Origin of the sequence: Streptomyces sp. NPDC002935 (assembly GCF_040611295.1) — a bacterium.
Lineage (GTDB): Bacteria > Actinomycetota > Actinomycetes > Streptomycetales > Streptomycetaceae > Streptomyces.
Map to the genome: position 1 here is coordinate 72,285 of NZ_JBEXNW010000022.1, position 26,689 is coordinate 98,973.

The window sequence follows — 26,689 nt, forward strand, 5'->3', positions numbered from 1 at the left end:
ATCAGACCTGGAACACGCGCATCGCCGCCGGGAAGATCAGGAAGACCAGGAAGCCCGCGCACAGCAGCAGTTGGGCGACCAGCATCGACTGCGACTTCTCACCCGCGCTGCCCTCGATCTCGGAGAGTTCGCGGTGGCGCATCGTCTCGGCGCGCGAGGCGAGCGACTCGCGCACCTTGGCGCCGTCGTCCGCGACCAGCGCCAGCGAGGCGGACAGGTCCTTGAGCTCCTCGACGCCGAGTTCCTCGCCGAGCGAGCCGAGTGCCTGCCACTGGCTGGTGCCGGTGATGCGGGCGTCGGCGAGCGCGTTGCGGATGCGCTGGGTGGCCCAGCCGTCGGAGATCTCGGCGGCGGCCATCAGCGCCTCGGGCAGACCACGGCCGCCGGCCAGGCTCATCGACACCAGGTCCAGATACGCGCCGATCACCCGCCGCAGGTCGCGCCGCTTGGCCACCGCGTCCCGCCGTACCTCCATATCGGGGAGGAAGAAGAAGACGATCGCGAAGAGCAGCGCCATCCACACCGGGATGACCGGACTGCGGCCGACGCCGAGCGTCCAGACGACGGCGAAGAGGAACGGGCCGAAGAAGACACCGGCCGCGGCCAGCAGCACCTTCGTCGCGAGGAATCTCTCCCAGCTCCGGTCCAGAACCGCCAGGTCGGCGCGGAGCGACCGCTGTTCCCAGCCCTGCTGGAGATAGAAGTCGGCGACACGCGAGCCCACTTGGGCGCGCAGGCTGCCGAGACGTCCGGTGTCCTGCTGTCCATGGTGGGCGGACTCGTACGCCGCCCCGCGGGCCCGCATCGCGTCGATGCGGGCGACCTGCGCGACCGCGCTGCGCTTCGACGGCATGAGCGCGCGGACGAGAGCGTAGACGCCCAGGCCCAGCACGGCGCCGATCAGGATCGGCATGGTCAGGTTCATCGGCGTACCGCCTCATCACCAGGAACCGGCGTACGGGGGCGCACGAACTGCACGGACGACTCGTCCCGTACCAGGAAGCGCTCCGGCGTCTCGATCGTGGACAGCTTGCGCAGCCACCAGAAGCCGAGGGCGAACAGGCCGCAGACACAGGCGAGTACGAGCTGGCCGACCGCCGTGCCGTACGGCTCGACGAACTCGCGGTTGAAGATCGACAGCCCTAGGACGAAGGCGATGGAGACCGCGACGACGATCTGCACGGAGCGGCGGGTCGAGGCACGCTGGGCCATCACCCGCTGCCGCATGTCGACCTCCTCGCGCGCCGACTTGGCCAGCGCGCCCAGCACTTGACGCAGACCGGGGCCGCGCAGGCGCGCGTTGAGGATGAGCGCGGCCACGATGATGTCGGCGGACGCGTCGTCGATCTCGTCGGCCAGGTGCTGCAGGGCCTCGGGCAGCGGTGTGCGGGACCGCAGCCGGTCCACCAGCGCGTCGAGATGCGGCCGCAGTACGGGGGCGGAGGCGCGGGCCGAGGCGGGGATGGCCTGCTCCAGTCCGACCGCGCCCGCGATGGTGTCGCGCAGTGACTCGGTCCAGGACGCCAGCGCCTCCACACGGCGCATCGCGGCCCTCTCCTCCGAGGCGCCGCCGAAGAGCTTGTCCCAGAAGAAGACGAGGATGCCCGCCGCGATACCGGCGACGGCCCAGCGGGTGAGGAGCAGGACGACGAGACCGGCCAGGGCGGCGATCGAGCCGCGCTGTCCGGCGAACCGGATCAGCTCGCCGGTCCGTTCGCTCGCCTTGTGCCTCTCGTGCTCGGGCTTGGCGGGCAGTCCGCGCACGGCGACGGTGAACAGGGCGAGGCCGCCGCCGACGGCGATGCCGCACGCGAGCGCGTACAGCACGGTCGTGGAGAACAGCCCGCCCATGGAGCCGAGCGAGTCGAGTGCCGCGAGCGACGTCGTGCCCGATGTCCTGTGCGGTGTCATGCCCGGCGTCATGTCCCGGGCCATCGTCATCGTCATCGTCATCACCAATTCCCGCTGCCGGGCAGCCGGTAGCCCTGCGCGACGAGTTCGTCGAGGCAGGCGATGGGCGCGTGCGGGACGATCCGGCCGTCCGGGGCCTCGGCGAACACCTCGCTGGACAGCACCCGTCCGTCGACGCCGTTGACCTCGCGCACGGAGGTCACCCTGCGCTGGAGGCGCCCACCGGACTCGTAGTCGTTGCGCCGATGGATGAAGACGACGAAGTTCACCGCGCCCGCGATGAGCATCTGGCTGGCCTCGATGGGCAGTCGCTCGTTCGCCTGGAGCGCGTACGTGGAAATACGGTTGAAGACCTCGCTGGAGCTGTTCGCGTGGATCGTGGAGAGCGAGCCGTCGTTGCCCTGCGACATCGCGTTGAGCATCGTCACGATCTCGTCGCCGAGGACCTCACCGACGATGACGCGGGACGGGTTCATTCGGAGCGAGCGGCGGACCAACTCGGCCATGGTGATGGAACCTTGGCCTTCCGAGTTGGGCAGGCGCTCCTCGAACGCCACCACGTTCGGGTGCAGATCGGCGAAGGTGTCGAGGCCGAGTTCCAGGGCACGCTCGACGGTGATCAGGCGCTCGTACGGCGGGATCTCGTTGGCGAGGGCGCGCAGCAGCGTCGTCTTGCCCGCGTTGGTGGCTCCCGCGATCATGATGTTCTTGCGCGCCCGGACGGCGCAGGCGAGGAAGTGCGCGACCTCGGGGGTCAGCGTGCCGTTGCCCACCAGGTCGGACATGAAGACCTTGCCCATCCGCGCGCGGCGGATCGACAGGGCGGGCCGACGGGTCACGTCCATGACGGCGGAGAGCCGGGAACCGTCCGGCAGCCGCAGGTCGAGCTGCGGGTTGGCGGCGTCGAAGGGCCGGGACGACAGACCCGAGTACGCGCCGAGGACCTGGATCAGCTCGACGAGTTCCTCGTCGTTCTCGGCGACGGAGTCCCCCTTCGCCTCCCGGCCGTCCGCGTAGCCGATGAAGACCTGGTCGTACCCGTTGATGTCGATGTTCTCGACTTCCGGGTCGTCCAGCAGCGGCTGGAGCCGGCCGACGCCGAAGAGCGCGGCGTGCACGGCGGCCGCGTACTGCTCCTCGGTCTCCGCGTCGAGCGGGGTCCGGCCGAGGTTGATCTCGGTGCGGGCGTGGTCCTCGAGTATCTGGGCGATGACGGCGCGGGCGTAGTGCCGCTCGTCCTCGGGGGACATCGGCGTGACGCTGCGGACCTGGTCCTCGCGCCGCTGCTCGGAGATACGGTCACCGGCGTCCTGCCGGAACCGCTTGACCAACTGGTGGTCGACGGCGGTCATCGGCCGGCTCCGGCAGCGGGCTGCCCGTGCGCCCCATGGGGTCCGTCGGCGGGTACGGACCAGGCGGCGCCGTACTGCTGGTACAGATCCGCGGTCACCTTGCGGGCCGAGCGGATGAGCAGCGACTTGTCGAGGCGACCGCGCCTGCGTCCGGCCAACTGGTCGGCGCCCGCGGGGTCGTCGGCGAGGGTGCCCACGACGCGCGCGCCGGTCTGGGCCGCAACGAGCATGTCGTTGACCTGGTGGACGAGCTTGGCGGAGTCGCCCGGGTCGGCGACGAGGACGACGCCGATGAACGGTGTGGCGAGTCCGGCGGCGCCGCGCGGCCCGCCGTGCAGCTTGGCGGAGAGGGCGGCGGCACGGTCACGGACGCGCGCGATGGCCTCGGGCTCGGTGCGGGAGAGCAGGAGCACCAGGGCGGCGTGCGGGAAGAGCTCGACCGCCGGAGTGTCTCCGCTGATCCGCCCGCAGTCGGCGATGACGTCGGCGGGCGCGTTCGGGGAGTCGCCGAGCTGCGCGAACGCCCGGCCCAGGGTGGGCCAGAGTCCGGCGAGACCGGCGGCCTGCTCGGCGATCCCGAGCCCGACGAGGACTTCGAGTCCGCCGCTCAACGGCTGTACGTGGTCCCAGAGTTGGTCGGGCACGAGTCCGCGCCGGGCGGTCGCCGCGATCGACAGCATGCCGGTGTTGGGGTTCAGCGGGCCGCCGTGGGCCGCCGCGCTGCGGTACACGAGGTCGCCGCCGGCCGGGTCGGTCTCGGCGAGCAGGACCCTGCGGGGCCAGACCGCCGAGAGCGCCACCGCGGCGGTGGTGACTCCGGGGGAACCCTTGTCTGCGGCGAGGGCGATGAGCGCCATGTCTGTCTACTCACTCGCCTCTAGTTGCCGGGGACGATGACGAGGGCGACTTCGCCGGCCGAGGCGGCATCGGCGACGGACGAGGCCGCACCACTGTCCACGATGAGCGTGACCGGCAGGTTGGTGCTGCTGATCGTGCTGTCCTTCTGGACCTGGACGTGGCTGACCTTCGCCCGCTCGACGATGGGAGCGTCGCTCGCGCCCGACGAGCTCGAACTCGACGAACTCGACGAACCGCGGCTGCCACTGGAGCCCGTGCGGCCGACGCGGTAGACGGCGACGGTGTCACCGGACTTGATGCCCGCGGGGTACTGGCCCTCCTTGAGGGAGACGCCCACGGAGGCCTTGCCGGCGGGAAGGGTGGAGCCCCCGGCGAACATGTCGCCGATGACCACGGTCCCCGCGTAGATCGTGGACTTCGCCTTGAGCTCCTTGAGCTTGACGCGCTGGTTCCACTTGACGTAGCGGATGGCGGGGTCGTCCGCGACCAGCACGGAGGTCACGTGATCGCCCACGGACTCTCCGGCCTGGACGTCACTCGTCACCTGCACGACCTCGATGCGGTCGCCGGCGCGCAGCACCAGCACGGTGGCGCCCAGCGCGCCGACGAGGATGAGGAGCACCGCGAGAGCGGCCAGCGCGGGTTTGCGCTCGCGAGGCGGCGAGGGAAGACGCTCGCCCATCGCCGGGTGCGCCGACGTGGCGGAACGGTTGCCGCCCGCGCCCGTACGCTCTTGGATCTTCACGCAACCGCTCCCCGTACACCCAAGAAATCGTCTGTCAATTCATGTGCCAAATAGGACACTTCACCCCCGCGTCCCTTTACGGGACGTACCGCGCGACCTGGCCGAATAGCCAGCGCTGGAGCGAGTGTCAAGCCATGGCACCGTATCAGCCGCGCATAAGCCCCTCAAGGCGCGTCAAGACCCCTGAAGCGCACCCGACTCGACGTTATCGACGCGCAACGCATGCCCTCCGGTTCCCTGTTGAGCCCGGCGATCCACCGAACCGCCGGACTGTGCGCCCGCGAATCCCTCACCGGCCCACCCCGGGGCACCCGTCACGGACTGTGCACGATGCCTGCACGAGGTGCTCACGGGCGGCGCGATGAATGTGATCTTTCAGCCACACGGGGGACCTGACCGCGCCCCGGCGGGAGGGTCCGGATCTCCTGACCGTGGACGCCGACGAGCTCAGAAGCCCCAGGGGTTGGGGTGGGGACGGACAGACGGGTCCTCCGACCAGACCAGGCGGGCCTCGAGGTCGTCGCCGAGGAGTTCGGCCAGACGGTCGACGGCCCAGCCGTTCCACTGGACCGCGACGGGGAACTGCGGCACACGGAAGGAGGGCAGGGCGAGCGGGAGTGCCTCCGCGCGGAAAATGGTCTTCTGCATCTCGCCGGTCGCCTTCTTCGGCTGGGACGACGTCCGGGTGTCCACGCAGTCGACGACCTGGTCCACGAGGTGGAGGAGGTACTCGTCCGCGGAGGATCCCTCCACACGGACCGGGAGCAGGCTGCCCGACTTCTCCAGGTCGTCCCGCAGCCGGTCCGCGAGACGTCCGCCGAGGATCGGAGCGCCGGGATAGTCGGAGGCGAACTCGGCCCTGCGGGCCTTCGGGTCACCCGTCCACTCCGCCGCGAACCCGGTGGGCCGCGGCACCCGATCGCCCTGGAACTGCCAGCGCTTGAGGTCGATGAGCGAGTCGTCCAGACGCAGCGTGCGCAGGTCCCGCATGCTCGGCATCAGTCGGTACACGGCCAGGGGCTTCGAGTTCATGAAGGACATCATCACGCCGTCCAGTAGGCGGTGCTCGGCACCGCGGTGGTGACGCCGGCCAGTTCGGACTCGATCTGGCGGCCGATACTGCGCAGTTCCCTGCGGAGCACCGTGCGGATCGCGCGGTCCCCGAAGCCCCGGGCGACGCGGTCCGCGACGACGTTGTGCAGGTGGGAGTCGAGGCGGCCGAGGAATCGGTTGCTGTGCGTGAAGTTGTGCGGCCTCGGATGCCCCAGCGGGATGCCGTTCGCCGCGTCGTTGATGTCGACCTTGTACTTGGCGAGCAGCGACCGCATCCGCGGGCCGCCGCCGCGGGAGAACCCGGAGGGAACGATGTGGGCCGCCGCCTGGCCGGCTCCCACCGCGCGGCCCTCCTTCGCCATGTTGTCGCCGAGGATCTTGGAGCACTGTTTCAGGCCGAGATAGTCGGACCAGAGCAGGGGGTTGACGACGTAGCGGCGGGGGTTGGGGCCGGCGTCCATGCCCAGGGGGTCGGGGCTGAGGTAGGCGGCCGACGCCGGGTCGTAGTGCCGGAAGCAGTTGTAGTGCAGCCCGGTCTCGGGGTCGTGGTACTGGCCGGGGAAGCGCAGGGGGGTGGACGCGCCGGAGTCCGCGCCTGGGGAGTCCGGGTCCGGGTTGGAGCCCAGTCCCCAGAGTGTGGTGTCCCCACGCCAGACGATCCCGCCGGTCTCGTCGACGAGTTCGGTCGGGGTGCCGACGAGGTCCGTGACGATGGCGAAGAACCGTTCGTCGACGACGTCCTGGGGTGCGCCGGCCGCGGTCACGCGCTCCGTCTGGGTCAGCGGGCGGGTGTCGTCGCGCTCCCAGGTGAGCGTCGTCTCCCGGGCGGGATTCCCGTGTGTGCCGGGTGCGTGGCCGGTCTGCTCGACAAGGTGCGGACCGTCCCAGACGAAGCGGGTCTCCTCGGCCACCGTGACGCCGTCCGCCGCCAGTCGCCGCTTGGCCACCCGGCGGCCGAGCGCGTCGTGGAGGTAGCGCCAGCGCGTGCCGTCCGGGGTCGTGACACCGACGAGCCGGTCCTCGGCGTCCCAGGAGTAACGCCAGATGTCCGGCTTGCGCGACAGCCTGGTCCGGCGCCGCAGGACGACGCGGCCGGCGGCGTCGTACTCGTAGTGGACGGAACCGGCGCGGACGAGGCGGTTGCCCGCGTAGGCGCGGGCACCGCGCGCCTCGGGCTCGGCGCGGTACCCGGGCCAGTCCGCGCTCGTCACGTTGCCCGTCCCGTCGTAGGCGTACGACTCGGACCAGTCCGTGGCTCGTACGGCGGTGACCTGGCCCAGGACGTCGAGGTCGAAGGTGCGGCGGCCGGTGTCCGGGTCGTCGAGCCCGGTCAGGTTCCCGTCCGCGCCGTAGGTGTACGTCCGGCGTGCCAGGAGGCGGGAGGAGCGGGAGTCCTCCAGCGTCTGGGAGCCGAGGCGGTCCCCGGTGCCCCATCCGAGACCGAGGGTCAGGCCCTGCCCGAACGCACGGGCCGTCTCCCGTCCCGCCGCGTCGTAGGACGAGGTCAGGACGTGGCCCGAGGCGCTGAGCGCCGTACGGTTCCCCGCGGCGTCGTAGGTGTACGTCGTCGTGGCACCGGCCGGTGTGGTGCGGCGGACCGGGCGGCCGGCGTCGTCGTACGACGTGGCGAGCTCCCGTCCGTCGACCGCCTCTCCGACGATGCGCCCGGCCGCGTCGTAGCGGAGCGTCAGGGTGGCGTCCGGGCCCGCGGCCCGCAGCAGGCGGCCGGCCGGGTCGTGCGTGAACACCGTGGTCCGGCCGTCCGCCGCCTTCTCGACCTGGTTGCCGACGGCGTCGTAGGCGAAGGTGGTGCTCTGCCCCAACGGGTTCGTCCTGCCGGTCAGTTGGCCTGCCGCGTCATAGGTGTAGCGGACGGTCCGCCCGTCGAAGTCGGTCTCGGACGTCGGGTTGCCCGCCGCGTCGTAGGTGTAGTCCCAGGTCAGCCCCTGCGGGTCGACGACCTGGGAGAGGCGCAGCTCGCTGTCGTGGCGGAAGGCGTAGCGGGCCCCGTCCGGGGTCGTGCGCGCCGTCAGCAGGTCGAAGGCGCCGTACTCGAACCGGGTGACCCGGCCCAGCGCGTCGGTGTGCGTGAGCCGGTTTCCCTCGCCGTCGTACGTCCATGTCTCGGTGGCCCCGTCCGGGCCGGTCCGGGCGGCGAGGCGCCCCTCCACGGTCCATTCCTCGCGGGTCGTCTCCCCGAGCGGATCGACGACGGTTGTCACCCGTCCGAAGGCGTCGTACGCGAACCGGGTCTCCGCCCCCAGCGGGTCGACCGCCGAAACGACCTGCCCCGCCCCATTGTTGGTGAACCTCCGTACGGCTCCCAGGGGGTCGGTCACCGAGGTGACGGCACCGGTGCGGTCCCGGGTGAACGCCGTCGTCGTCCCGTCGGTGTCCGTGAGCGAGGTGCAGTTGCCCCGCCCGTCCCACTCCTGCCGTACGACCGCGCCGTCGTAGCCCGTCAACTCGACGGTCAGACCGAGGTCGTTGTAACGAGCGCCGGACACCGTCCCGTCGGGCAGCCGGACAGCGGTGAGGTGACCGAGGTCGTCCCACTCCATCCGGGTGACGCGCCCCATCTCGTCGGTCCGGGACACCAGTTGGTCGCGCCTGCTCCATTCCTGGAACACGGCGTGGCCCAGGGGACCGGTCTCGGCGACCAGTTGGTACGCGTCGTTGAACTGGTACGAGGTGGTGTGCCCGAGGGAGCTGACGGCGCGGGTCAGGTGCCTCTCGTCGTCGTAGGCGAAGGTGTAGTCGAGGATCCCGTGCACACCGTGGACGGCGACACAGCGGCCTCCGTCGTCGTACGTGTACCGGTACCAGGCGCCGTTGCGGTCCTCCCAGCCGGTGAGACGGTGGCGGTCGTCGTAGGCCAGTTTCAGCGGCCGGCCCGAGGAGTCGCGCACCTCCGTGAGACGGCCGTGCGTGTCGTAGCCGTAGCTCATCAGGGTGGGCCGCGCAGGGTCGCTGCGCAGGGTCAGGCCCACGATCCGCCCGGCCTCGCAGGTCACCCCGACGCGGTAGCCGCCGTGGTGGGCGATCTCGGCCGGGCTGCCGTCGGCGGCGTACCCGATCGTGATCGTGTTGTCGTTGCGGTCGCCGATCACGGCGAGGGGCAGTTCCTGCGGCGGTCGTCCGGGCAGCGGCCTGAAGCTCAGGGTGTGGCCGGTCTCCGGCCGGCTCACCGTGAGTGTGCCGCCGGGGTCGCCGTCCCAGCTCAGCGGCCAGTGCGGGCCCTCCACGGGCAGGACGGGCACGTCCGGCTCGGGCACGGGATAGGTGAGGATCATGCCGTCGGCGACGAAGAACCGTACGCCCGTGGCGTCGAGTACGAGCCGCTGGTCGAGGGTCGAGGTCCAGGCCCGCCCGAAGTACCGGCCGCCGGTCAGGCCGGTGCGGTGGTGACGCTCCAGTACGAGGGGGAGCACACCGTCCAACGCCACGTCGGTCTCGGACATCACCATCTGGCCCGTCGCCATGTCGATGGGATCGCCGCAGGTGAAGAGCTTCTTCATCTGCCGCCCGAGAGAACGTGTGGTCCTGCCGAACCCCTTGACCCCCAGCGCCATGCCCTTGAGGCCGGTCTTGCTGAAGGCCTTGAGGCCCTTGAGTCCCTTGGCGAGCCCGCCGAGGGTGGTCAGGCCCTTCATGCCGGGTATGCAGTCCAGCGCCGCGAAGGCCACGTCCCACAGGGACGCCTGGCCTTTGGAATATTTGTAGAGCGTGTCGGCGAGGACGACCAGGGCGGCGATCAGCACGATCGCGCCGAGGATCGGCCCCCCGATGATCATCGCAATGATCCCGACTACCGCGACGACGACCTTGCAGACCGTGACGATGGTGTCCCAGTTGTCGGAGAACCAGTCCCCGACCTCCTCCCACCACTTCCGATTGCGAATACCGGCATCCGAAGCCTCATCGATCTTCGACTTCGCGTCCCGCGCCGCCTCCTCCCGCATCCTGCGGGCATCCGCCGCCATCTTCTTCGCCGCGTCCAACGCACCGTTCGCGTTCGTCACATCCGACCGAGCCGAATCCTGCGCCGACTTCGCATGCTGAGCATCCCGGGTCGCGGCCCGCACCTTCGCCTCGTCCGGCTTCTCCGCGTCCTTGCTGCCGGTCGGATCGTCCTTGTACTTGTCCGCCTCCTTGCCGGCCTTCGTCACCCACGAATCAGCCGACGACAGACGCGACTTGGCGGACGACAGATCGGCCTGCGCCTCGCGGCCCTTGGCGAGCGCCTTGTCCGCCAACGCCTGCGCACGCTCCAGCTTCGGCCAGTAATCGGCGAGCGCGTCCCCCGCCATCTCGTACGACTTCTTCAGCTTCTTCAACTGCTTCGGAACACCCGAGAACTCGTCCTGGAACGCCTTCGCCGACTTCCCCGCCCACCGCAGAACCGCGTCCTCGTCCGCCATCCCCTTGATCAGACGAAGCGCATCCGACACGTCATCCGCGAAGTCATGCAGATTCTTGGACAGATGACGCACCCGGTCCGGATCACCCGGCGTCGGGTCCTTGTCCAGATCCAGGACGTGCCAGTCCCCCGGCCGATTCCCCGCCATGCCGCAACCCCCGTGACAGCAACACCGACAACAACCGTGCCGGCGACGTCAACCGCAACAGCCGTACACACAAGCGAAGTTACTGGATGGGCGCGAGGTGAGGAAGGGAGGCCACAGCGGCCCCGTGCCGACGGCGGTCCGTCTACCCGGCGAAGCGGAACGTGGAGGTGACGGCGTCGAAGATGTCGAAGAAGGAGTCGGCGAGGTCGAGGACCTGGCTGCTGCCGGCGACGAGGGCCACCTTGCCCTCCTGGCCGGGCACGGGGATGAACGTTTGCATGAGTACCGCGCGGATCGTGCGCTGGAGGCTGTCGTCGGGCACGGCGATGTCCTCGATGCCGTACGTCCGCGCGGCGGGCCCGACGCCCGGTATCTCGACCGTGGTCACCTTGCGCCAGGCGTCGCCCTCCTTCTTCGCCTCGCGCACGGCGAGCCGGCCCGCGATGGTCTGGGGGTCGGTGGAGAGGGGCTCACCGGTCTGCGAGCGGCCGCCGACGATCGAGACGGTGACCGAGCCGGTGATCGGGGTGTCACCGCCGAAGGACTCCGCCATGCAGCCGCAGTACAGGGCGCCCGACTTCCAGGCGTCGGCCGCGGCTTTCCGCAGGAAGGCGGTGTAGGTGTCGCGGTACGGCGCCAACTCCGGCCGCTGAGCGACCCGTTCGCTCACCATCCGCCGGATCGAGTCGTCCCGCGACTCGGGCCGCACGTCGAACTCCCACCACGACTCCGGCACCTTGATCCGAAATCCGCCGCGCTCGACGGTGAGCGTCTCGATGTAGCGGGCCATGACGTGTCCCCCGGGGTCGTCGTTCGTCCTTCTGTTCGGCCTGTTCGGCCTGTTCGGCTCGGGTCAGCCTACGAGGTGGGGCGGTACGGCTGTGTTCCGAGTGGAAACCGGGGCGGCGAAGGTGACCGCCGGGTTTGTGAAGGTGCGGAACGCAAAGTCGGAGTGAGGTGTGGAGGCGGTCCCGTAGGCCCGGTGGCGGATGTGGCCATGGACACGATGAGCCGCCGGTGGACCTACCCTTCGCACCGAAAGCACCCCGTATGGCCTATCCGGGAGGCGAGTTCAGCCTGGCGAAACCACAAGCCCCACGGATACCGTCATTGCCCTTGACTGACTTGGCTCAACTGATGTCACACGGGGAGTCCACTGTGAAGCGCCGCTCTTTGCCCGTTGCTGCCGCGTTCGCCGCGACAACAGCCTTGCTCCTGACGGCTTGTGGCGGAGGGGGTGACGGCTCGAAGGGCAATGACAAGATCGCGGGGGCGGATCAGGACGGGACGGGTTCGGCGTCGCCGAGTGCGAGCGCGTCGGACGGCGTCACTCGTCCCGACCTGACACTGCCGGGCGACATCAAGGAGACCTTCGCGGGCTGGAACACCGGCGACGCGAACAAGGACGCGATCCTGGCGGATGCCGGGGATGCCCAGACGGCCGTGACCTATGCCGTCGTCAAGGGTGACCCCGACTCCGAGGCGCTCGCCTTCTACCAGACCGGTTCTGCCCTGCCTGGCAGCCAGGACTGGGTGAAAACTATCGTCGACTCCGGTTCCACGTTCACCGGCGCGGTCCGCTACTACTCGCCCAAGCTCGAAGTGTTCGACAAACAGTCGGCGGGTCTTTCGTACTGCTCCGACGAGAGCAAGGCGTTCAACAAGAACCGCAAGACGCAGAAGATCGACAAGACGCCTCCGAACGACGACTCGTACGTGCTCTACAGCACGCGTCTGGAGAAGAACGACAAGGGCATCTGGCAGACCACCAAGCTCGTATCGGATCGGGGGAACGAGGCATGCACGCCGTGATGAGGTGGCGCAAGGGATGGCTGGTCGTGGGTGCCGTCGCAGGTGTCTGCGCCCTGATGCCGGGCACGGCGATGGCCGGATGGGGCCCTGGAGGAAAGTCGAACGGCGGGGCCACGAACACGGGCGGCGGCCGGTCCGGGACCGACATCGTCTCCATGGTCCGCTACAGCGGCAGCTCCAAGGGCGACAGTGGCGGCAAGGGCAATGTCACTCCCGTGGGGAACTGGAACCCTCCCGCCTGCTGGTACGAGCCACGTACGGCCAACGACTTCCAGAAGTACGTCGAGAACATGTACACCGAGACCGTCAACTACCCGGGTCAGCACAGCTACGCGAAGACGGCCGTCGGGCAGTTCCGGGACACGTACAAGGACGGGAAGTACAAGGACTACAACCTCGACATGGCCGACAAGGGCACATGGTGGGTCGCAGTCCAGGATCCCGACCGATGGATGGAGCCCGCGGCACAACTCTGCAACGAGATGCCCTTCTGGGTCGTGAACGGGGACACCCCCGACGTCCCGAACGCCGTCACCCCGAAGGTTCTCGCCGAACTGGCCTACAACAGGCTGCAGCTCCCCCAGACACAGGTCACCCTGGCGCCGAAGAACATCACCAAGGTGAACCTCCGGACGTGGGCCTGGCTGGACAAAGCCAAGTTCAAGGCCGTCGACGTGACCGCGCAGATCAACGTGGGCGGCCTCAGCATCCAGGCCACCACGACGGCCAAGCCGGTCGCCCTCGAACTTGAGCCGGGCACGAAGGACGCGGAGACCTATCCGGCTTCCGGCAAGTGCGCGATCAACGACGACGGTTCGATCGGCGAGCCGTACGCCGCGGGCAATGCCGACCGGACCCCGCCCTGCGGACTCAAGTACCTGCGGTCCTCCGGCGACGGCACCTTCCCGCTCAAGGCGACGGTCACGTGGGAGATCACCTGGACCGGAACGGGTAACCCGCAGCCTACGAGGCTTCCCGACGGCACGTTCGGCAGCGAGCAGGACGTCACGGTGCAGGAAATCCAAGCCGTCAACCGATGACAGCATCCGCTCGCGAGTTCGCCCCCTGCTCCACGCCAGTGGCAGACCAACGGCTCGCTGCCCCCGGCTACTGCGACGGACGCCTCCTTGGCCACGGTGCCGAGCAGGCGTCCGGAGCGCCGAGGGGCACCACGGCGATCACGATGCGTCTTTCGGGCCGCCCCATCAATTTCGTGGTCGCAAACACCGTCAGGCTCGGGTCCGACGAGCGACCCGTTCTGGATCACATGATCCAGCGCAGGGATCCAGCGATCGAGGTGCACAGCCGCTCCATGGGACCGATGACTCCAGTGAGGGGCACGACAAAGCCAAGGACCAGGTATCCCACCGTTCCTGGCATGTGGATGTACAGGTCCAGGGTGGTCCGTGTGCGGATCTGGACTGCTTCACCGGCCGGAAGGGCGACGATCGAGACCTCGGTACCGCGCCCGCTCCGGTGCTCCCTCTCCTCGAACGAGGCCAGGAGATCCTTGGGCGTCGGAGAGCCGGGACTAGGGATCAAGGACACGATGAGCGAGACGGGCATGATGCTTCCGTCGTGCAACTCCGGCCGCAGGAAGAATTCCAGCGCTCCGTTCGCCACGGCGGATTCAGCAGTGTTGCGCAGGCTTGCCCAGGCCTCCTGCTTGGCCTCTGCCGGTACGTTCTTGCCGTCTGCCTGAAGGTCCACGAACGTTTTCAGTTGCCTGCGCCACCGCTCCTGGACCAGATCGATCCTGAACCATTCGCGCGGAATGAGCAGTCGGTAGTCCTTGGGCCGCGCCGATACGTCGGGCCCAGTCGTCATCCCGGCATCACGACGGGCTCACCGTCGGCATTGAACAGGCGCAAGCTCTTCACGACGCCGGCGAACATGGACGAGAACACGTCCCACCCCTCAGGGGTGGGGGTGCCCATTTCGAGCACCACAACAGTCCAGTTCGTCAGCGGCACCTGGACCTGGATGAAGGAGGTCCGGACGGTCTCGTCCTTGCCCGACTCCGTGAGACTGCCGTCCAGGCTTCCCTCCCGTACTCCGATGCAGCAGACGGCAGGGCCACACGGCAGTTCGACCTCGCTGACCTGCCCGATACCGAGGTGCCGCATCGAAGAACCCAAGAAGCCGACGGGGTTGGTGCCTGCCTGGGCGTCAAGGTCGATCATGCTCACGGTCACCGTGGCCGTACACCGTGCGCTCTCCACCTCGGTGAGGACGAATCCCGCGTACTGAACTCCGGCTTCCACGAAGGAGTCATAGTGAGCGGCACACATGACGGCCCACTGGAGTTGTACGTCGAAGTCAGCTTCCGGCATCGCGGTGCGCGCGAGTCCCATCAACTGCTCTGCGGTCTCGTCCAGATCCTCCGCGTCCAGCGGGATCTCGAAGAAGCCGTCCGGCATGATCCACCGGATGTCTATGCCGTTCTCGCCCGCCGAACCACGAAGTTCGCCCTCAACTGATACTGCGGTCATGACCGTTCTTCTCCATCGGGGAAACTCATTTCGTCCGCGTCCGGGCGGTACGTGGCGGCGAAGGGGTAAGGACCGTAGTGCGGATAGTGCGCGGGAATGTCCGCTCCGCCTTTGCGGGCAGCGTGTGCCACCTCGCGGTACTTCCGAGCCCGCGCCCGGAGATTCTGCCGGGCGGGATCACCCCAATGAACCACCGCGGCTCGAATCCACAGGCCCAGCAGAATCAGAACGGCGACTCCGGTCAGGCCGAGATACATGAGCCGAGCTGTGCTCGACTCCCAGTACTGGGCCGCACCGCCCCAGTACACGACGGCGCCGAAGCCGATGAGTGCCAGCGGAACACCCGTCCTGAAGCCGGCGTTGAACATCTCCTGTTCGTCCTCATGCCGAAGCCGCAGCATCCGGAGTACGGCCCCGTCGTCCAGGAAGTCGAAGCCGACCTCCCGCCTCGCGTCTTCCGCCAGGCTCCGCGCATCGGGAACCGCGGCGATCACCTCGCCAGGTACCAGCCGAGCCGGGTCCCCACCTCTGCGGCCGATGAACTCCCACTCTCCGAGTTCATTCGAGTCACTCACCTGTGCCCCACTCCTCTCCTCTTGTGTCCACTGCGGATGCGGGTTGGCTACGCGGCCAGCGCGGCATGGAAGGGCTTCGGCGAAGCGCCGGGGGAGGGCCTCGGCGTGGGCACCGGCGCCGGTGAGGGTTTCTCGGCAGGCGGCTGATATCCCGTGGTCCCGCCGTTCTCCCCGCTGAACATCCGGTGAAGGGCGCTCGCGAGGCCCGTTCCCTTGATAGCGGCCGTGATCTCCTTGCCACCTATGGGCACGAATTTTTCCGGAAGGCCGGAAATACCCAGCTTCTGGCCCAGCTTGAGCCCGCCGGCCAAGGTCTTGTTCGTCAAGGTCACGCTCAGGCCGTTGAGAAAGTTGTGGCCGATCCCGTCCACAGCTGCGATGCCCCTGAAGGATCCAAAGGTGCCGAGCTTCCCGAACGCCCGCAGTTTCGCCACGCCCTTGAGGCCGACCAAGGCGCGGAAGCCCTTGAGGGATCCCAGCCCAGGAAGGATGCCCAGAGCGTCGGTACCCAGCTTCAGCCAGTCGACCTTGCCTCCTCGCACGGACATGTCGTATGCGTGGCCGGCCAGAGCCGCAGCACTGGAGAGGACCGCGAGAGTGGCAAAGATGGGCACCAGGAACTGCAGCGGCGGGACAAATGCGCAGACGACTGCAAGCACCGAGAGAATCGCCGACAGGTTGGAGAACGTATCCGCCCAGTCGGCAAGCCAGTTCATGAATCCGCCGGGATCCCGGACGGCATCGTGATGCACAATGTCCTTGATGTGCCTGGCAGCACGATCCCCGGCATCATCAAAGATGTCCCGGGCATCCTTCACATCCTTGCGCGCTTGGCCGATCCTGTGGAGCGCCTCGTTCTGTTTCTTCTTCCAGCGTTCGTATTCGGGTCTGTCCGCCTCAGGGATCTCACTGACGAGGTGCTTTTCCGTGAACTTGTTCACCTCCCGCTCCGCCGCATCGTGATCGTCCTTGGCCTCCCGGTAGTCCGCCAGCGCCTTGTCGGCCTTCTCCTGCGCACGATGCAGCTCTCCGGCGAACTCCTTCGACTCTCCGTCGACGACCCTCTCGCCGAGCGCGTTCGCCGCCTCGTCGTACCGCTCGAACGCCTTCTTCAGCCGGTCGCCTGCGCCATCGGCCACCTCGTTGAAGGCACGCCCGGCGTCACTGTCCCATCCCTCCACGGATGACAACGCCTGGATGACGCGAGCCTGTTCATCGATCATCTCAGCCGTCTTGCGCAACTTGCGCCCAAGTGCCGCCACTTCATGAGGGTCGCCGGGCGCCGGATCCTCGTCCCACAGAGGCGGCCAGTCGCTGGATCGCCTGCTCACTGCTTGTCCTTCCCCTTGGCCCCCGAAATGGCCTTCGCCAGCTCGTGGTCGATCTCCTCATACTTCTGAGCGGCGACCGACGTTGCTTCGGCGAGCTTCTTTATTTCCTTCATAAGTTTCTTGCGCGTTTTCTTCCATGTTCCGCCGAAATCGTCGAAGGCATCCTTCAAGCCGCCATGCCCAAGTGCGTCGTTGTAACCGTCCGCAGGATTTCCGTGCTGTTCGAACTCACGGTGAATCTTTCCCAGCGAACGCGAACAGTCCTTGATCAGGTCCAGGTCGTAAGCGGTTCTGTCACCCATTAATAAATTCCCCCATCATGAACATGAGACACTGCCTGCGATACTTCGCCCAACAGGCAGCGAGGAAGGTGAGACGAGTTGTCCAGGAGCAGCGACCGCACAACACGCAACCGCCTCGGCGTCGCTCCGGACGCCGGTGCGTGGTGCGCGATAGGCCGGATTCCCCAACCTCCCGCGGACGTTCACCAGGCCGCCGGTGGAGGCCCTCTGAGGCCGGCGTCTCTGCGACCGCTCGGCATGCTCGGTGCGGTACTCGTCGCACCGCTGATGCCCATCGCCATGCTGTTCAGCCTTCTTGCCTCCGGCGAGGAAGCCCTCAAGCGTCTCCTGTCGACGAAGGAGGAGCGCGACCGTGCCCGAGCCCAAGACCTGGACATCGACAGACGGGACAAGGCCATCGTCGAGCAGGGTCTCGACAACACCTTCGACGGCGACTGGGACAAGGCCGCGGGGCAGTTCCTGCTGCGCTGGTACGGCCATTCCTCCCACCACCAACGTTTCGTTGTGCTGACGGAGGGCCGCATCGTGCTGGCTGCACCACCGAAGCGCGTATCCGTCCGGAGAGAGGACCGCATGCGCGTGGTCGCCGAGATTCCCGCGGGAATGGCCGCCATCGAGGACCCCCTGCCCGCACATGACAACCGAAAGCTGCGTGTCCACTTCACGGACGGCTCCTGGCTGATGCTCACGACGGAGGAGCAGCGCAGCGAACTCCACATGTACCTGATGCGCCAATCGCGAGCCGAAGGGGCCCACGTCTCCGACGCCTGAAGTGACGGTGCGATGGGACACGGCATGCGCCCCATCGCACTCAGGCAACACGTGGATCGCGGACTTCCCTAGCCCTTGACACCCTTGGCCAGCTGGTCATCCAAGTCCTCGTACGCCTTCGCGGCGTCCTCGAGGAACTTGGCCATGCCCTTGAGGCCCTCAAGGGTGTCCTTCATGCCCTTGGTGAACTCCTTGAAGGAGTCGTCGAAGGCCTGGGAGCCCTTGGCCGTCGTGTAACCGTCGGCCACGAGGCCGTCGATGTAGCTGTCGAGGCCGTGGAGCTTGTCCTCCATCTTCTCCTTCTCGTGGCCGAGTCGCTTAGCAGCGTGCCGCATCTTCTCGTAAGTGATGTCTGCGTCTTTGCCGCCGGCCATGTGGCGTCCTCCATGCTTCAACTCGCCGCAGGGCCAACCCCCGTGGCTCCCGATGCGGATGATGCGATCGTCCGCATTGAGCAAGCAGCTTACTTACGACGCTTGCAGGAGCACACCCCGGTTCTGTCACGAGCCCGCACCAGAGGCGGTGTCCGTCCGCGGCCTCCGTGGTTCCCTCACACGGGCCGTTGCCTGCGGGAAGCGGTGAGCGGCTATCGTCGAGAGCACTGTGGCCCGCGTTCCGGAAGCGGCCTCGGGTGTCTGGGGGAGGACGAGCGTGCGGCTGACTCTGACCGTCGTCGACCCGCTCGGCGGCGCCACCGCCGATGTGGTTCTTGATGCGGATCCCGAGTCCTCGGTGGGGGACATCGCCAAGGAGCTGGCGGAGCACGTCGGTTACAGCGGTGGCGCGCAGATCATTCCCCTCGGACATCACCAGGGAGCCGCGGCCGGCGGCGCTCCCGTCGCGTACGTCGACGGGTATCCCGTCGACCCGGCCGCGACCATCGGCACCTCGCCGCTGCGCGAAGGCGCCGTAGTCAGCCTGCACGATCCCGCCGGGTGTCTGCCCGGCGAGCCGACCGGGCTCGTCGAACTGCGGGTGGCCGGCGGTCCGGCAGCCGGTGCCGTGCACCGGCTCGGGATCGGCCGCTACGACATCGGCGGCGGAGCGTCGTCGTACGTCCGGATCGACGACCCCGAACTTCCGCAAAGGGCACTGACGTTGTCAGTTGCAACGGACGGAACATGCCGCGTCGCCGTGCACGGGGACAAGGACGGCGTCACCCTCGACGGCGGGGCGATCGAGGAGCGCGAGGACGACGAGTGGCCGCTCGGCAGTGAGGTCGCCGTCGGCAACACCCTTCTCCAGCTGGACCGTTACACGGCACCCGACGCCGCGCTCAAGTGGTCGGACGACGGTGCCGGGCTGGACTACAACCGGCCGCCGCGGCTGCATCCGCCGGACCGCGAAACCAAGTTCCGGCTGCCGAGCCCCGTACGGGACTACGAAGCCCGTCCGCTGCCCTGGCTGATGGCCCTGACCCCGCTGGTCTCCGCCGTCGTCATGGTGATGGTGTTCGGACGCTGGTACTACATGATCATGGCTCTGCTGAGCCCGCTGATCATGCTGGGCAACTACTTGATGGACAAGAAGCAGGGGCGCAAGTCCCATGCCAAGCAGGTCAAGGAGTACAACGAGCACAAGGCCCGGATCGAGAAGGACGCCCAGGAGGCCCTGCTCGCCGAGCGGCTCGACCGGCGTCGGGCGATCCCCGATCCGGCCACCGTGCTGTCGCTGGGCACCGGACCGCGCACCCGGCTGTGGGAGCGGCGCCGCACCGACGCCGACCATCTGCTGCTGCGGGTCGGCACCGGGCAACTGCCCTCCGAAGTGGTGCTCGACGACCCGGAGCAGGACGACCACAAGCGCCAGGTCACCTGGACCATCGAGGACGCCCCCGTCGCCCTTCCGCTCGGTGAGCGGGGTGTCATCGGCATCGCCGGTCCCGGTGACTCGGCGCAGGCACTGGGCCGTTGGGCCGTCGCGCAGACCGCGGTGCTGCACAGCCCGCTGGACGTCCAGTTCTACGTCCTGACGGAGAACAGCGGCCAGGGAAGCTGGGACTGGGTGCGCTGGCTGCCGCACAGCCGCCCCGCGGGCGCCCAGGACGCCAACGTCCTCATCGGTACCGACGCCGAGACCGTCGGCGCCCGCATCGGTGAGCTGACCCAGCTCCTCGACGCCCGCCAGAAGGCCGCCCGGCAGAACGGCAACAAGGCCTCGTTCAGCGACCCGGACATCATCGTCGTCTGGGACGGTTCCAGGCGGCTGCGGTCCATGCCGGGTGTGGTGCGGCTGCTGCGCGAGGGCCCGGCCATGTGCATGTACGCGATCTGTCTGGACGCCGAGGAGCGGTTCCTGCCCGGCGAGTGCCAGGCCATCGTCATCGCGGAGCCGAAGCCCGAGGAGCACGCGACCGCGCAGCAGCCCGCCCGGACCGCGCCGGCCGCCCCCGGCGGCTTCCCCTCCTTCCACGCCTGGCACGCCACCGAAGTCGACGACTCCGCGGCCGGCGCGCAGAAGGCCCTCGAACTGCGGCTGCGCGTCCAGCAGACGGGTATCGCCCGCGTAAGGGACGTACGGCCGGACTTCGTGTCCGCGGCCTGGTCCGCCCGGCTCGCGCGCGCCCTGTCGCCGCTGCGCGACATCAGCGGCGAGACCGAGGACTCGGCCCTTCCCGGTGCCAGCCGACTCCTCGACGTGCTGCAACTGGAGCCGCCGACCGGTGACGCGATCTCCGCGCGCTGGCGGATGGGCGGGCAGTCGACGACGGCGGTCATAGGCGAGTCGTACGACGGTCCGTTCGGCATCGACATGCGGCGCGACGGCCCGCACGGTCTGATCGCCGGTACGACGGGCTCCGGCAAGTCGGAGCTCCTCCAGACCATCGTGGCGTCGCTGGCCGTGGCCAACACTCCCGAGAACATGACGTTCGTCCTCGTCGACTACAAGGGCGGCTCGGCGTTCAAGGACTGCGTCAAACTCCCGCACACCGTCGGCATGGTGACCGACCTCGACGCCCATCTCGTCGAGCGTGCACTGGAGTCGCTGGGCGCGGAGCTCAAGCGGCGCGAGCACATCCTCGCCGCCGCCGACGCCAAGGACATCGAGGACTACCAGGACCTCGTACGCCGTGATCCCTCGCACGCGTCCGTGCCCCGACTCCTCATCGTCATCGACGAGTTCGCCTCCATGGTGCGCGACCTGCCCGACTTCGTGACGGGTCTGGTCAACATCGCCCAGCGAGGCCGTTCGCTCGGTATCCATCTGCTGCTCGCCACCCAGCGGCCGAGCGGTGTCGTCTCGCCCGAGATCCGGGCCAACACCAACCTCCGTATCGCGCTGCGCGTGACCGACGGCGGCGAGTCCAGCGACGTCATCGACTCCCCCGAGGCCGGGCACATCTCCAAGAGCACACCGGGCCGCGCCTACGTCCGTCTCGGGCACGCCTCGCTCGTACCGTTCCAGTCGGGCCGCGTCGGTGGCCGCCGCCCCGGGGCCGCCGACCCGACCGCGCTCGCGCCCTGGGCGGGTCCGCTCGGCTGGGAGGACCTCGGGCGGGCCGCGCTGGTCAAGCCGAAGGCCGAGCAGCGCGAGGAGGAGGAGATCACCGACCTCAAGGTGCTGGTGGACGCGGTGCGCGAGGCCAACCTGGCCCTCGGCATCCCGCCCCAGCACAGTCCCTGGCTGCCCGCGCTCTCCGAGACGCTGCTGCTCGACGAGATCCAGGTGCCCGCGTTCGCGGGCGGTCCGGGCAAGCTGCCGCCCGCCCCGTACGGCGTCGAGGACCTGCCCGCCGACCAGGCCCGCCGCCCCGTCGTGGTGGACTTCGCCTCCTTCGGGCATCTGCTCATCGGCGGCGCTCCGCGCAGCGGCCGCTCGCAGATCCTGCGGACGATCGCGGGTTCGCTGGCCCGTACCCACTCGGCGGCCGACGTCCACCTGTACGGCATCGACTGCGGCAACGGCGCGCTCAACGCGCTGACCCGGCTGCCGCACTGCGGCGCCGTCGTCGGCCGCAACCAGACCGAGCGCGTGGTCCGCCTGATCGCCCGCCTCAAGGGTGAACTCACCCGCAGACAAGATCTGTTGGCGGACAAGGGCTTCGCGGACATCGGCGAGCAGCGGGCCGCGGTGCCGGAGGGCGAGCGGCTCCCGCACATCGTGGTGCTGCTCGACCGGTGGGAGGGCTGGCTGCCGACGCTCGGCGAGTACGACCACGGCGATCTGACCGACCAGCTCACCGCGATGATGCGGGAGGGCGCGAGCGTCGGCCTGCACATGGTGATGACGGGTGACCGCCAGATCCTCTCCACCCGGATCGGCTCGCTCACCGAGGACAAGTACGGTCTGCGGCTCGCCGACCGCTCCGACTTCTCACTGATCGGCATCAACGCCCGCAAGATCCCCGAGGAGATCCCGCCCGGCCGCGGCTACCGCAACGAACACGGCACCGAGACCCAGTTCGCCCTGCTCACGGAGGACTCCACGGGTCAGGGCCAGGCAGCGGCGATCGGGGCGATCGGCGAGGCCGCCGCGGTCCGCGACGCCGAACTGCCGCGCGCCCGGCGCCCGTTCCGGGTCGACGTGCTGCCCACCCGGATCGGCTTCACCGACGCCTGGGAGCTGCGCGACCCGGACGCCTCCCGCTCCAAACTGTGGAGCCTGGTGGGCATCGGCGGCGACGACATCATGGGCTTCGGCCCGGACCTCTCCCAGGGCGTGCCGACGTTCGTCGTCGCCGGCCCGGCCAAGTCCGGCCGCAGTACGACGCTGATGAACATGGCCCGCTCCTATCTGGCCCAGGGCGTACGACTGGTCGTGGCCGCGCCGCGCCCGTCGCCGTTGCGTGAACTGGACGGCCAGGACGGCGTGTTGAAGGTCTTCGACGAGGACGACATCGACGGCGACGACCTGCGCGAGGCGATCGACTCGGCCACGCGTGACGAGCCGATCGTGGTCCTGGTCGACGACGGCGAGGTCCTGGAGGACTGCGACGCCCAGACGGTCTTCAAGCGGATCGTGCAACGCGGCTCCGAACGCGGTCTCGGACTGGTCATCGCCGGTGACGAGGAGGACGTGTGCAGCGGATTCTCGGGCTGGCAGGTCGAGATGAAGAAGGGCCGCCGCGGCATCCTGCTCTCTCCGCAGGACTCCTCCGCGGGCGAACTGATCGGCATCCGGACGAACCGGAGCATGGTCGGCGGACCGGTCGCACCCGGCAAGGGTCTGCTGCACCTCGGCGACGGCGAGCCACTGACGGTGACGACGCCGATGTGAGGCCGTCGGAGCAACCCACCGGAAGAAGCGCGAGAGAAGGAGAGAGCGGGCGGGTGAGCGGATCGGCGAAGCCCGGACGGCGGAAGGCCGCCGGGGCGGCCCTGCGCTACGAGCACGTGCGGCAGCGGCCGTCCGCGTGGGCGCAGGCGCGGGAGAAGGCGTCCCGAAGGGAGTCGTGGGGCGGCTGTCTAGTCTTTCTGGCCGTGGCGGCCGCGATCATCGGGTTCGCGCTCACGATCATGACCTTGGGGACCGAGCTCTGGGGCTCCGCGGCCCCCGCCTGGCCGGGCAGGGGCTACGGCTTCGCGGCCGTCGTCGGGGCCGCCGGGCCCCTCGGCCTGGCCGCCGTGATCGCGACCCTCGGCCGGACGCGGTGGAAGACGAACCCGCTGCGCTCGCTCGGCTGGGTGCTCGCCTCGCTGCCCGGAGTCGCCACCTCTTTCGTGTGGGTGGTGGTCGTCTTCGCGGGCTTGCGCCCCAAGCACCGGCGCGACTGGGACTCCGGGTGCTACAGCCGGGGCAAGCCCTGCTGGGTGCACGTCGAGTACCCCTGGGTCTGGGCCGTCGGCCTGCTCTCGACGGTGCTCGCCACCGCCGTGCTGTTCACCGTGCTCTTCAGGATCGACAAGGCCCGCCGGAGCACGGCGGCCGGCTGAACCGGGGTCCGGCCGGCCGGCGTCCGGTCAGCCCACCTTGGTCATCCTGGCCACCGGGTCCCCCGCCTCGGCGTTGTCCGTCTCGTACGTGAGGTCGCTGCCGACGGGCGTCAGCCGGACCTCGTGCCGTCCCGTCGTACAGACGTCCCGGTTGGACTCCGAGGCCACGCTCGTCGCGACGAGCTGCCTCTTCGTGACCTTCTTGAGGACGAGGACGTCGTCGCAGATGCCACCGATCTGGTCGGTCTGCCGGAACGTGCCCAACTCCTGTCCCACGGCCGCCTGGTGGACGGTGACACGGAAGGTCCCCATGGGCAGGGTTCCGCTGAGGCCGAGGCCCTCGCCCTCCCAGGTGCCGACGTAGGAGGCCGGGATCGTGGACTGCTCGCCGCCCGGATCGGACGCGCTCTTCGTCGGGGCCGGTTCCGGGGCGCTCGCCGTGGAGCCAGGCCGTGTGGCGCTCGCCGACGGATCGGAGCCGGTGGCGCTCCGGCTCGCCGACGGGCGTCCGCCCGCGACGCTCCCGTTGTCGTCGGCGCCGCCGACCGGCAGCAGGTCGAAGAGGAACGCGGACCCCACGGTCACCGCCGCCAGCGCTCCCGCGACGGCGAGTGCGACCGTGCAGCTCATCCTGCGGCCCTGTCCGCCGGCCCCCGGCGCGGAGGTCGCCGCCACGCTGACGGAGAGCTTGCCGGGCCGGTCGGCCGTGCGCGGGTCCGACGTCCCCTCACGGTGTACGGCGTCCTGGGGCCCCGCGGTCCCGTCCTCGCCCTGCCGCGGTACGTAGGGAGGCATCGCGGGCGGCGGCCCGAAGCCCGGCGGAGGGGGCCCGAAGCCCCCGCCCGAACCCGGCACCCCGGCGCCCCTCACCCCGGCCCCCACCTCTCCGGAGCCCGCCCCGCCGGACGGCGCCCCGCCGAGCCCGGCACCCGTCCCGGCACCGGTCCCTACCGCTCGGCCCGCCTCGACCGACGGGCTGCTGAAACCAACCGGCCCGGAGGGCGTGGCCTCCGCGGCCCCGGTCGCCTCAAGGTTCAGCAGCTGTACGGCACTTCGGCTCACCTGTTCCACCAGGGAGCCCGGCAGCCAGCCCGCCGACACCAACCGGGCGGCGCCCTGCGGTGCGAGCCGGACGGCCACCTCGCCCGGAGTGGGCCGCGCCGCCGGTTCCTTGGCCAGGCAGGCCGCGACCAGCTCGCGCAACTCGCCTTCCAGGGAGTCGAGTCGCGGCTCCTCGTGCACCACCTTGTAGAGGAGGGAGGCGGAGGAGTCGCCGGGGAAGGGGGGCTCGCCGGTGGCGGCGTACGCGAGGACCGCGCCGAGGGAGAAGACGTCCGCGGCTCCCGTGACGCCCTTGCCGAGGATCTGCTCGGGGGACATGTAGCCGGGGGAGCCGACCGAGACGCCGGTCGAGGTCAGGGAGGCGGTGCCGTCCGTGGCCCGGGCGATGCCGAAGTCGATCAGGAGCGGGCCGTCGAGGGTGAGCAGCACGTTGGAGGGTTTGACGTCGCGGTGGACGAGGTCCAGCGCGTGCACCGCCGTGAGCGCCTCGGCGAGTCCGGCACCGAGGACGCGCGCGGAGTGGACCGGAAGGGGTCCGCCGTCCGCGACGGCGGCCGTCAGCGAAGGGCCGGCCGCGTAGCCGGTGGCGACCCAGGGGACCGGCGCCTCGGGGTCCGCGTCCAGGACGGGGGCCGTCCACGCGCCGCCCACCCGCCGCGCGGCGTCGACCTCGCGGCGGAAACGGGCGCGGAACTCCTCGTCGAGCGCGAAATGCGGATGCACGATCTTGACCGCGACCGTACGCCCGCCCGCGCTGCGTCCCAGATACACGCGCCCCATGCCGCCCGACCCCAGTCGGCCGAGCAGCCGGTAGGGCCCCACGACAGTGGGTTCGTCGACTCCGAGCGGCTGCATGGCACCCACGGCTCACCCCTCCCCCGTACACACTGCCCAGCAGCGTAGTCGTGTGCGCGCCCGCGGCCCCGTAACTATCGGAGCCGTGACGATCGGCGGCTCACGGCTGGAGGAGCCGTACGTTCACGTCCGCCGGGAACCCGGTGGTCGAGCCGACCCGGCGCGCGAACTCCCGTACGGCCTCCAGCTGCGGGCCGCCGAAGCGGAAGTCGAGCGTCGTGAAGTACTGCTCCAGGACGGCCTCGTCGAAGGCCTCCCACCGGGCCGCCTGCTCGGCGACCTTGGAGACCTCGTCGAGGGAGAGGTCCCGGGAGGCGAGGAAGGCCTGGTGGACCTTGCGGGTGACGAGCGGCTCGCGCTCCAGGTAGTCGCGCCGGGCGGCCCACACGGCGAAGACGAACGGCAGGCCCGTCCACTCCTTCCACAGCGCGCCGAGGTCGTGCACCTGGAGACCGAACTTCGGCCCGTCGAGCAGGTTGGCGCGCAGCGCCGCGTCGCCGATGAGGACGGCGGCGTCGGCCTCCTGCATCATCAGGCTCAGATCGGGCGGGCACGTGTAGTACGAGGGCTGGACGCCGACCTTCTCGGCCAGCAGCAGCTGCGCGAGCCGTACGGAGGTCCGGGAGGTCGAGCCGAGGGCGACGCGGGCGCCGTCCAACTGGTCGAGGGGGACCTGCGAGACGATCACGCAGGACATCACGGGGCCGTCGCAGCCGACCGCGATGTCCGGGAAGGCGACCAGATCGTCGGCGTGCTTGAGGAACTCGACGAGCGTGATGGGCCCGATGTCGAGATCCCCTCGCACCAGCTTCTCGCTGAGCTTCTCAGGGGTGTCCTTGGTGAGCTCGAAGTCGAGGAGTGTTCCCGTTCTCGCGAGCCCCCAGTAGAGGGGCAGGCAGTTCAGGAACTGGATGTGGCCGACGCGCGGCCGGGTGCGAGAATTGTCCACATCGCGAGGCTAGACCCCATGCGCCACGGTGCGGGCTCCAGGGTCGGCGTGTGCTGGTGGAAACCATCCGGACCCCTCGTGTCAACGGTTGTGACACCACGAAGTCGACGCACGTCAGACCCCTCGCCCGGGCGGGCCACCCGTCCGGATGACGTGATCTTTGCCTCTATTGCTTTCGGC

21 protein-coding genes are annotated in these 26,689 nt (G+C 69.3%); 5 read left to right on the forward strand and 16 right to left on the reverse strand.

Annotated features, from left to right (window positions below; genetic code table 11):
* Position 1: 1 nt before the first annotated feature.
* The 8 genes from ABZX90_RS27365 to ABZX90_RS27400 form a co-directional block, all read right to left on the reverse strand.
* Entirely contained in the window at positions 2–925 is a 924-nt protein-coding gene (locus tag ABZX90_RS27365; protein WP_351124483.1) for a type II secretion system F family protein, read from the reverse strand.
* A complete protein-coding gene (locus tag ABZX90_RS27370; protein WP_355209140.1) occupies positions 922–1,851 on the reverse strand; it encodes a type II secretion system F family protein in 930 nt (309 codons plus the stop codon). Before ABZX90_RS27370 ends, ABZX90_RS27365 begins: the two co-directional genes overlap by 4 nt.
* 101 nt (positions 1,852–1,952) lie before the next feature.
* Positions 1,953–3,263, reverse strand: coding sequence for an ATPase, T2SS/T4P/T4SS family (locus ABZX90_RS27375; RefSeq protein WP_351124480.1), 1,311 nt, complete (start codon positions 3,261–3,263; stop codon positions 1,953–1,955).
* Positions 3,260–4,120 (reverse strand): hypothetical protein, encoded by an 861-nt coding sequence (locus tag ABZX90_RS27380; RefSeq protein WP_351124477.1) that lies wholly within the window; start codon positions 4,118–4,120, stop codon positions 3,260–3,262. The genes ABZX90_RS27375 and ABZX90_RS27380 overlap by 4 nt, the downstream gene beginning before the upstream one ends.
* Before the next feature lie 20 nt (positions 4,121–4,140).
* The gene (locus ABZX90_RS27385; protein WP_355209008.1) at positions 4,141–4,866 is read right to left on the reverse strand and encodes a hypothetical protein; all 726 of its coding nucleotides are present in this window, start codon (positions 4,864–4,866) and stop codon (positions 4,141–4,143) included.
* Positions 4,867–5,313: 447 nt separating this feature from the next.
* Positions 5,314–5,898, reverse strand: coding sequence for a hypothetical protein (locus ABZX90_RS27390; RefSeq protein WP_355209011.1), 585 nt, complete (start codon positions 5,896–5,898; stop codon positions 5,314–5,316).
* Positions 5,899–5,909: 11 nt separating this feature from the next.
* A complete protein-coding gene (locus tag ABZX90_RS27395) occupies positions 5,910–10,487 on the reverse strand; it encodes a DUF6531 domain-containing protein (protein WP_355209014.1) in 4,578 nt (1,525 codons plus the stop codon).
* Between the two features lie 142 nt (positions 10,488–10,629).
* Positions 10,630–11,277 carry a hypothetical protein gene (locus tag ABZX90_RS27400; protein WP_355209017.1) on the reverse strand — a complete coding sequence of 216 codons (648 nt, stop codon included), beginning with the start codon at positions 11,275–11,277 and terminating at the stop codon, positions 10,630–10,632.
* A gap of 260 nt (positions 11,278–11,537) precedes the next feature.
* Here ABZX90_RS27400 and ABZX90_RS27405 point away from each other — a divergent pair, with 260 nt between their 5' ends.
* Positions 11,538–12,299 carry a hypothetical protein gene (locus tag ABZX90_RS27405; RefSeq protein WP_355209020.1) on the forward strand — a complete coding sequence of 254 codons (762 nt, stop codon included), beginning with the start codon at positions 11,538–11,540 and terminating at the stop codon, positions 12,297–12,299.
* Entirely contained in the window at positions 12,287–13,339 is a 1,053-nt protein-coding gene (locus ABZX90_RS27410) for a hypothetical protein (protein ID WP_355209023.1), read from the forward strand. The genes ABZX90_RS27405 and ABZX90_RS27410 overlap by 13 nt, the downstream gene beginning before the upstream one ends.
* Before the next feature lie 223 nt (positions 13,340–13,562).
* On the opposite strand, the gene ABZX90_RS27415 is transcribed toward ABZX90_RS27410, so the two are convergent.
* Genes ABZX90_RS27415 through ABZX90_RS27435 form a run of 5 tightly spaced genes read right to left on the reverse strand, consistent with a single transcriptional unit; the run spans position 13,563 to position 16,999 of the window.
* A complete protein-coding gene (locus ABZX90_RS27415; RefSeq protein ID WP_355209026.1) occupies positions 13,563–14,126 on the reverse strand; it encodes a hypothetical protein in 564 nt (187 codons plus the stop codon).
* Entirely contained in the window at positions 14,123–14,791 is a 669-nt protein-coding gene (locus ABZX90_RS27420) for a hypothetical protein (RefSeq protein WP_355209029.1), read from the reverse strand. The genes ABZX90_RS27415 and ABZX90_RS27420 overlap by 4 nt, the downstream gene beginning before the upstream one ends.
* Complete coding sequence (locus ABZX90_RS27425; protein ID WP_355209032.1) at positions 14,788–15,366, reverse strand: hypothetical protein; 579 nt, start codon at positions 15,364–15,366, stop codon at positions 14,788–14,790. Before ABZX90_RS27425 ends, ABZX90_RS27420 begins: the two co-directional genes overlap by 4 nt.
* A 47-nt stretch (positions 15,367–15,413) precedes the next feature.
* Positions 15,414–16,697, reverse strand: a complete 1,284-nt coding sequence (locus ABZX90_RS27430; protein WP_355209035.1) for a putative T7SS-secreted protein — start codon at positions 16,695–16,697, stop codon at positions 15,414–15,416.
* Positions 16,694–16,999 carry a hypothetical protein gene (locus tag ABZX90_RS27435; RefSeq protein ID WP_355209038.1) on the reverse strand — a complete coding sequence of 102 codons (306 nt, stop codon included), beginning with the start codon at positions 16,997–16,999 and terminating at the stop codon, positions 16,694–16,696. The genes ABZX90_RS27430 and ABZX90_RS27435 overlap by 4 nt, the downstream gene beginning before the upstream one ends.
* Before the next feature lie 237 nt (positions 17,000–17,236).
* On the opposite strand from ABZX90_RS27435, the gene ABZX90_RS27440 reads away from it, so the two are divergent.
* Complete coding sequence (locus ABZX90_RS27440; protein WP_355209041.1) at positions 17,237–17,770, forward strand: hypothetical protein; 534 nt, start codon at positions 17,237–17,239, stop codon at positions 17,768–17,770.
* A 68-nt stretch (positions 17,771–17,838) separates the two neighbouring features.
* Here ABZX90_RS27440 and ABZX90_RS27445 read toward each other — a convergent pair whose 3' ends face one another.
* Positions 17,839–18,144: a WXG100 family type VII secretion target gene (locus ABZX90_RS27445; protein ID WP_103548283.1), complete on the reverse strand. Its 306-nt coding sequence runs from the start codon at positions 18,142–18,144 to the stop codon at positions 17,839–17,841.
* A gap of 277 nt (positions 18,145–18,421) precedes the next feature.
* On the opposite strand from ABZX90_RS27445, the gene ABZX90_RS27450 reads away from it, so the two are divergent.
* A complete protein-coding gene (locus ABZX90_RS27450) occupies positions 18,422–22,987 on the forward strand; it encodes an FtsK/SpoIIIE domain-containing protein (RefSeq protein WP_355209044.1) in 4,566 nt (1,521 codons plus the stop codon).
* Between the two features lie 53 nt (positions 22,988–23,040).
* The gene (locus tag ABZX90_RS27455; protein ID WP_355209047.1) at positions 23,041–23,643 is read left to right on the forward strand and encodes a hypothetical protein; all 603 of its coding nucleotides are present in this window, start codon (positions 23,041–23,043) and stop codon (positions 23,641–23,643) included.
* A 27-nt stretch (positions 23,644–23,670) separates the two neighbouring features.
* Here the strand turns inward: ABZX90_RS27455 and ABZX90_RS27460 are convergent, their stop codons facing one another.
* The gene (locus ABZX90_RS27460; RefSeq protein ID WP_355209143.1) at positions 23,671–25,560 is read right to left on the reverse strand and encodes a serine/threonine-protein kinase; all 1,890 of its coding nucleotides are present in this window, start codon (positions 25,558–25,560) and stop codon (positions 23,671–23,673) included.
* Positions 25,561–25,660: 100 nt separating this feature from the next.
* On the reverse strand, positions 25,661–26,509 hold the full coding sequence (locus ABZX90_RS27465; RefSeq protein ID WP_351124441.1) for a menaquinone biosynthesis protein: 849 nt from the start codon (positions 26,507–26,509) through the stop codon (positions 25,661–25,663).
* Between the last annotated feature and the right edge of the window lie 180 nt (positions 26,510–26,689).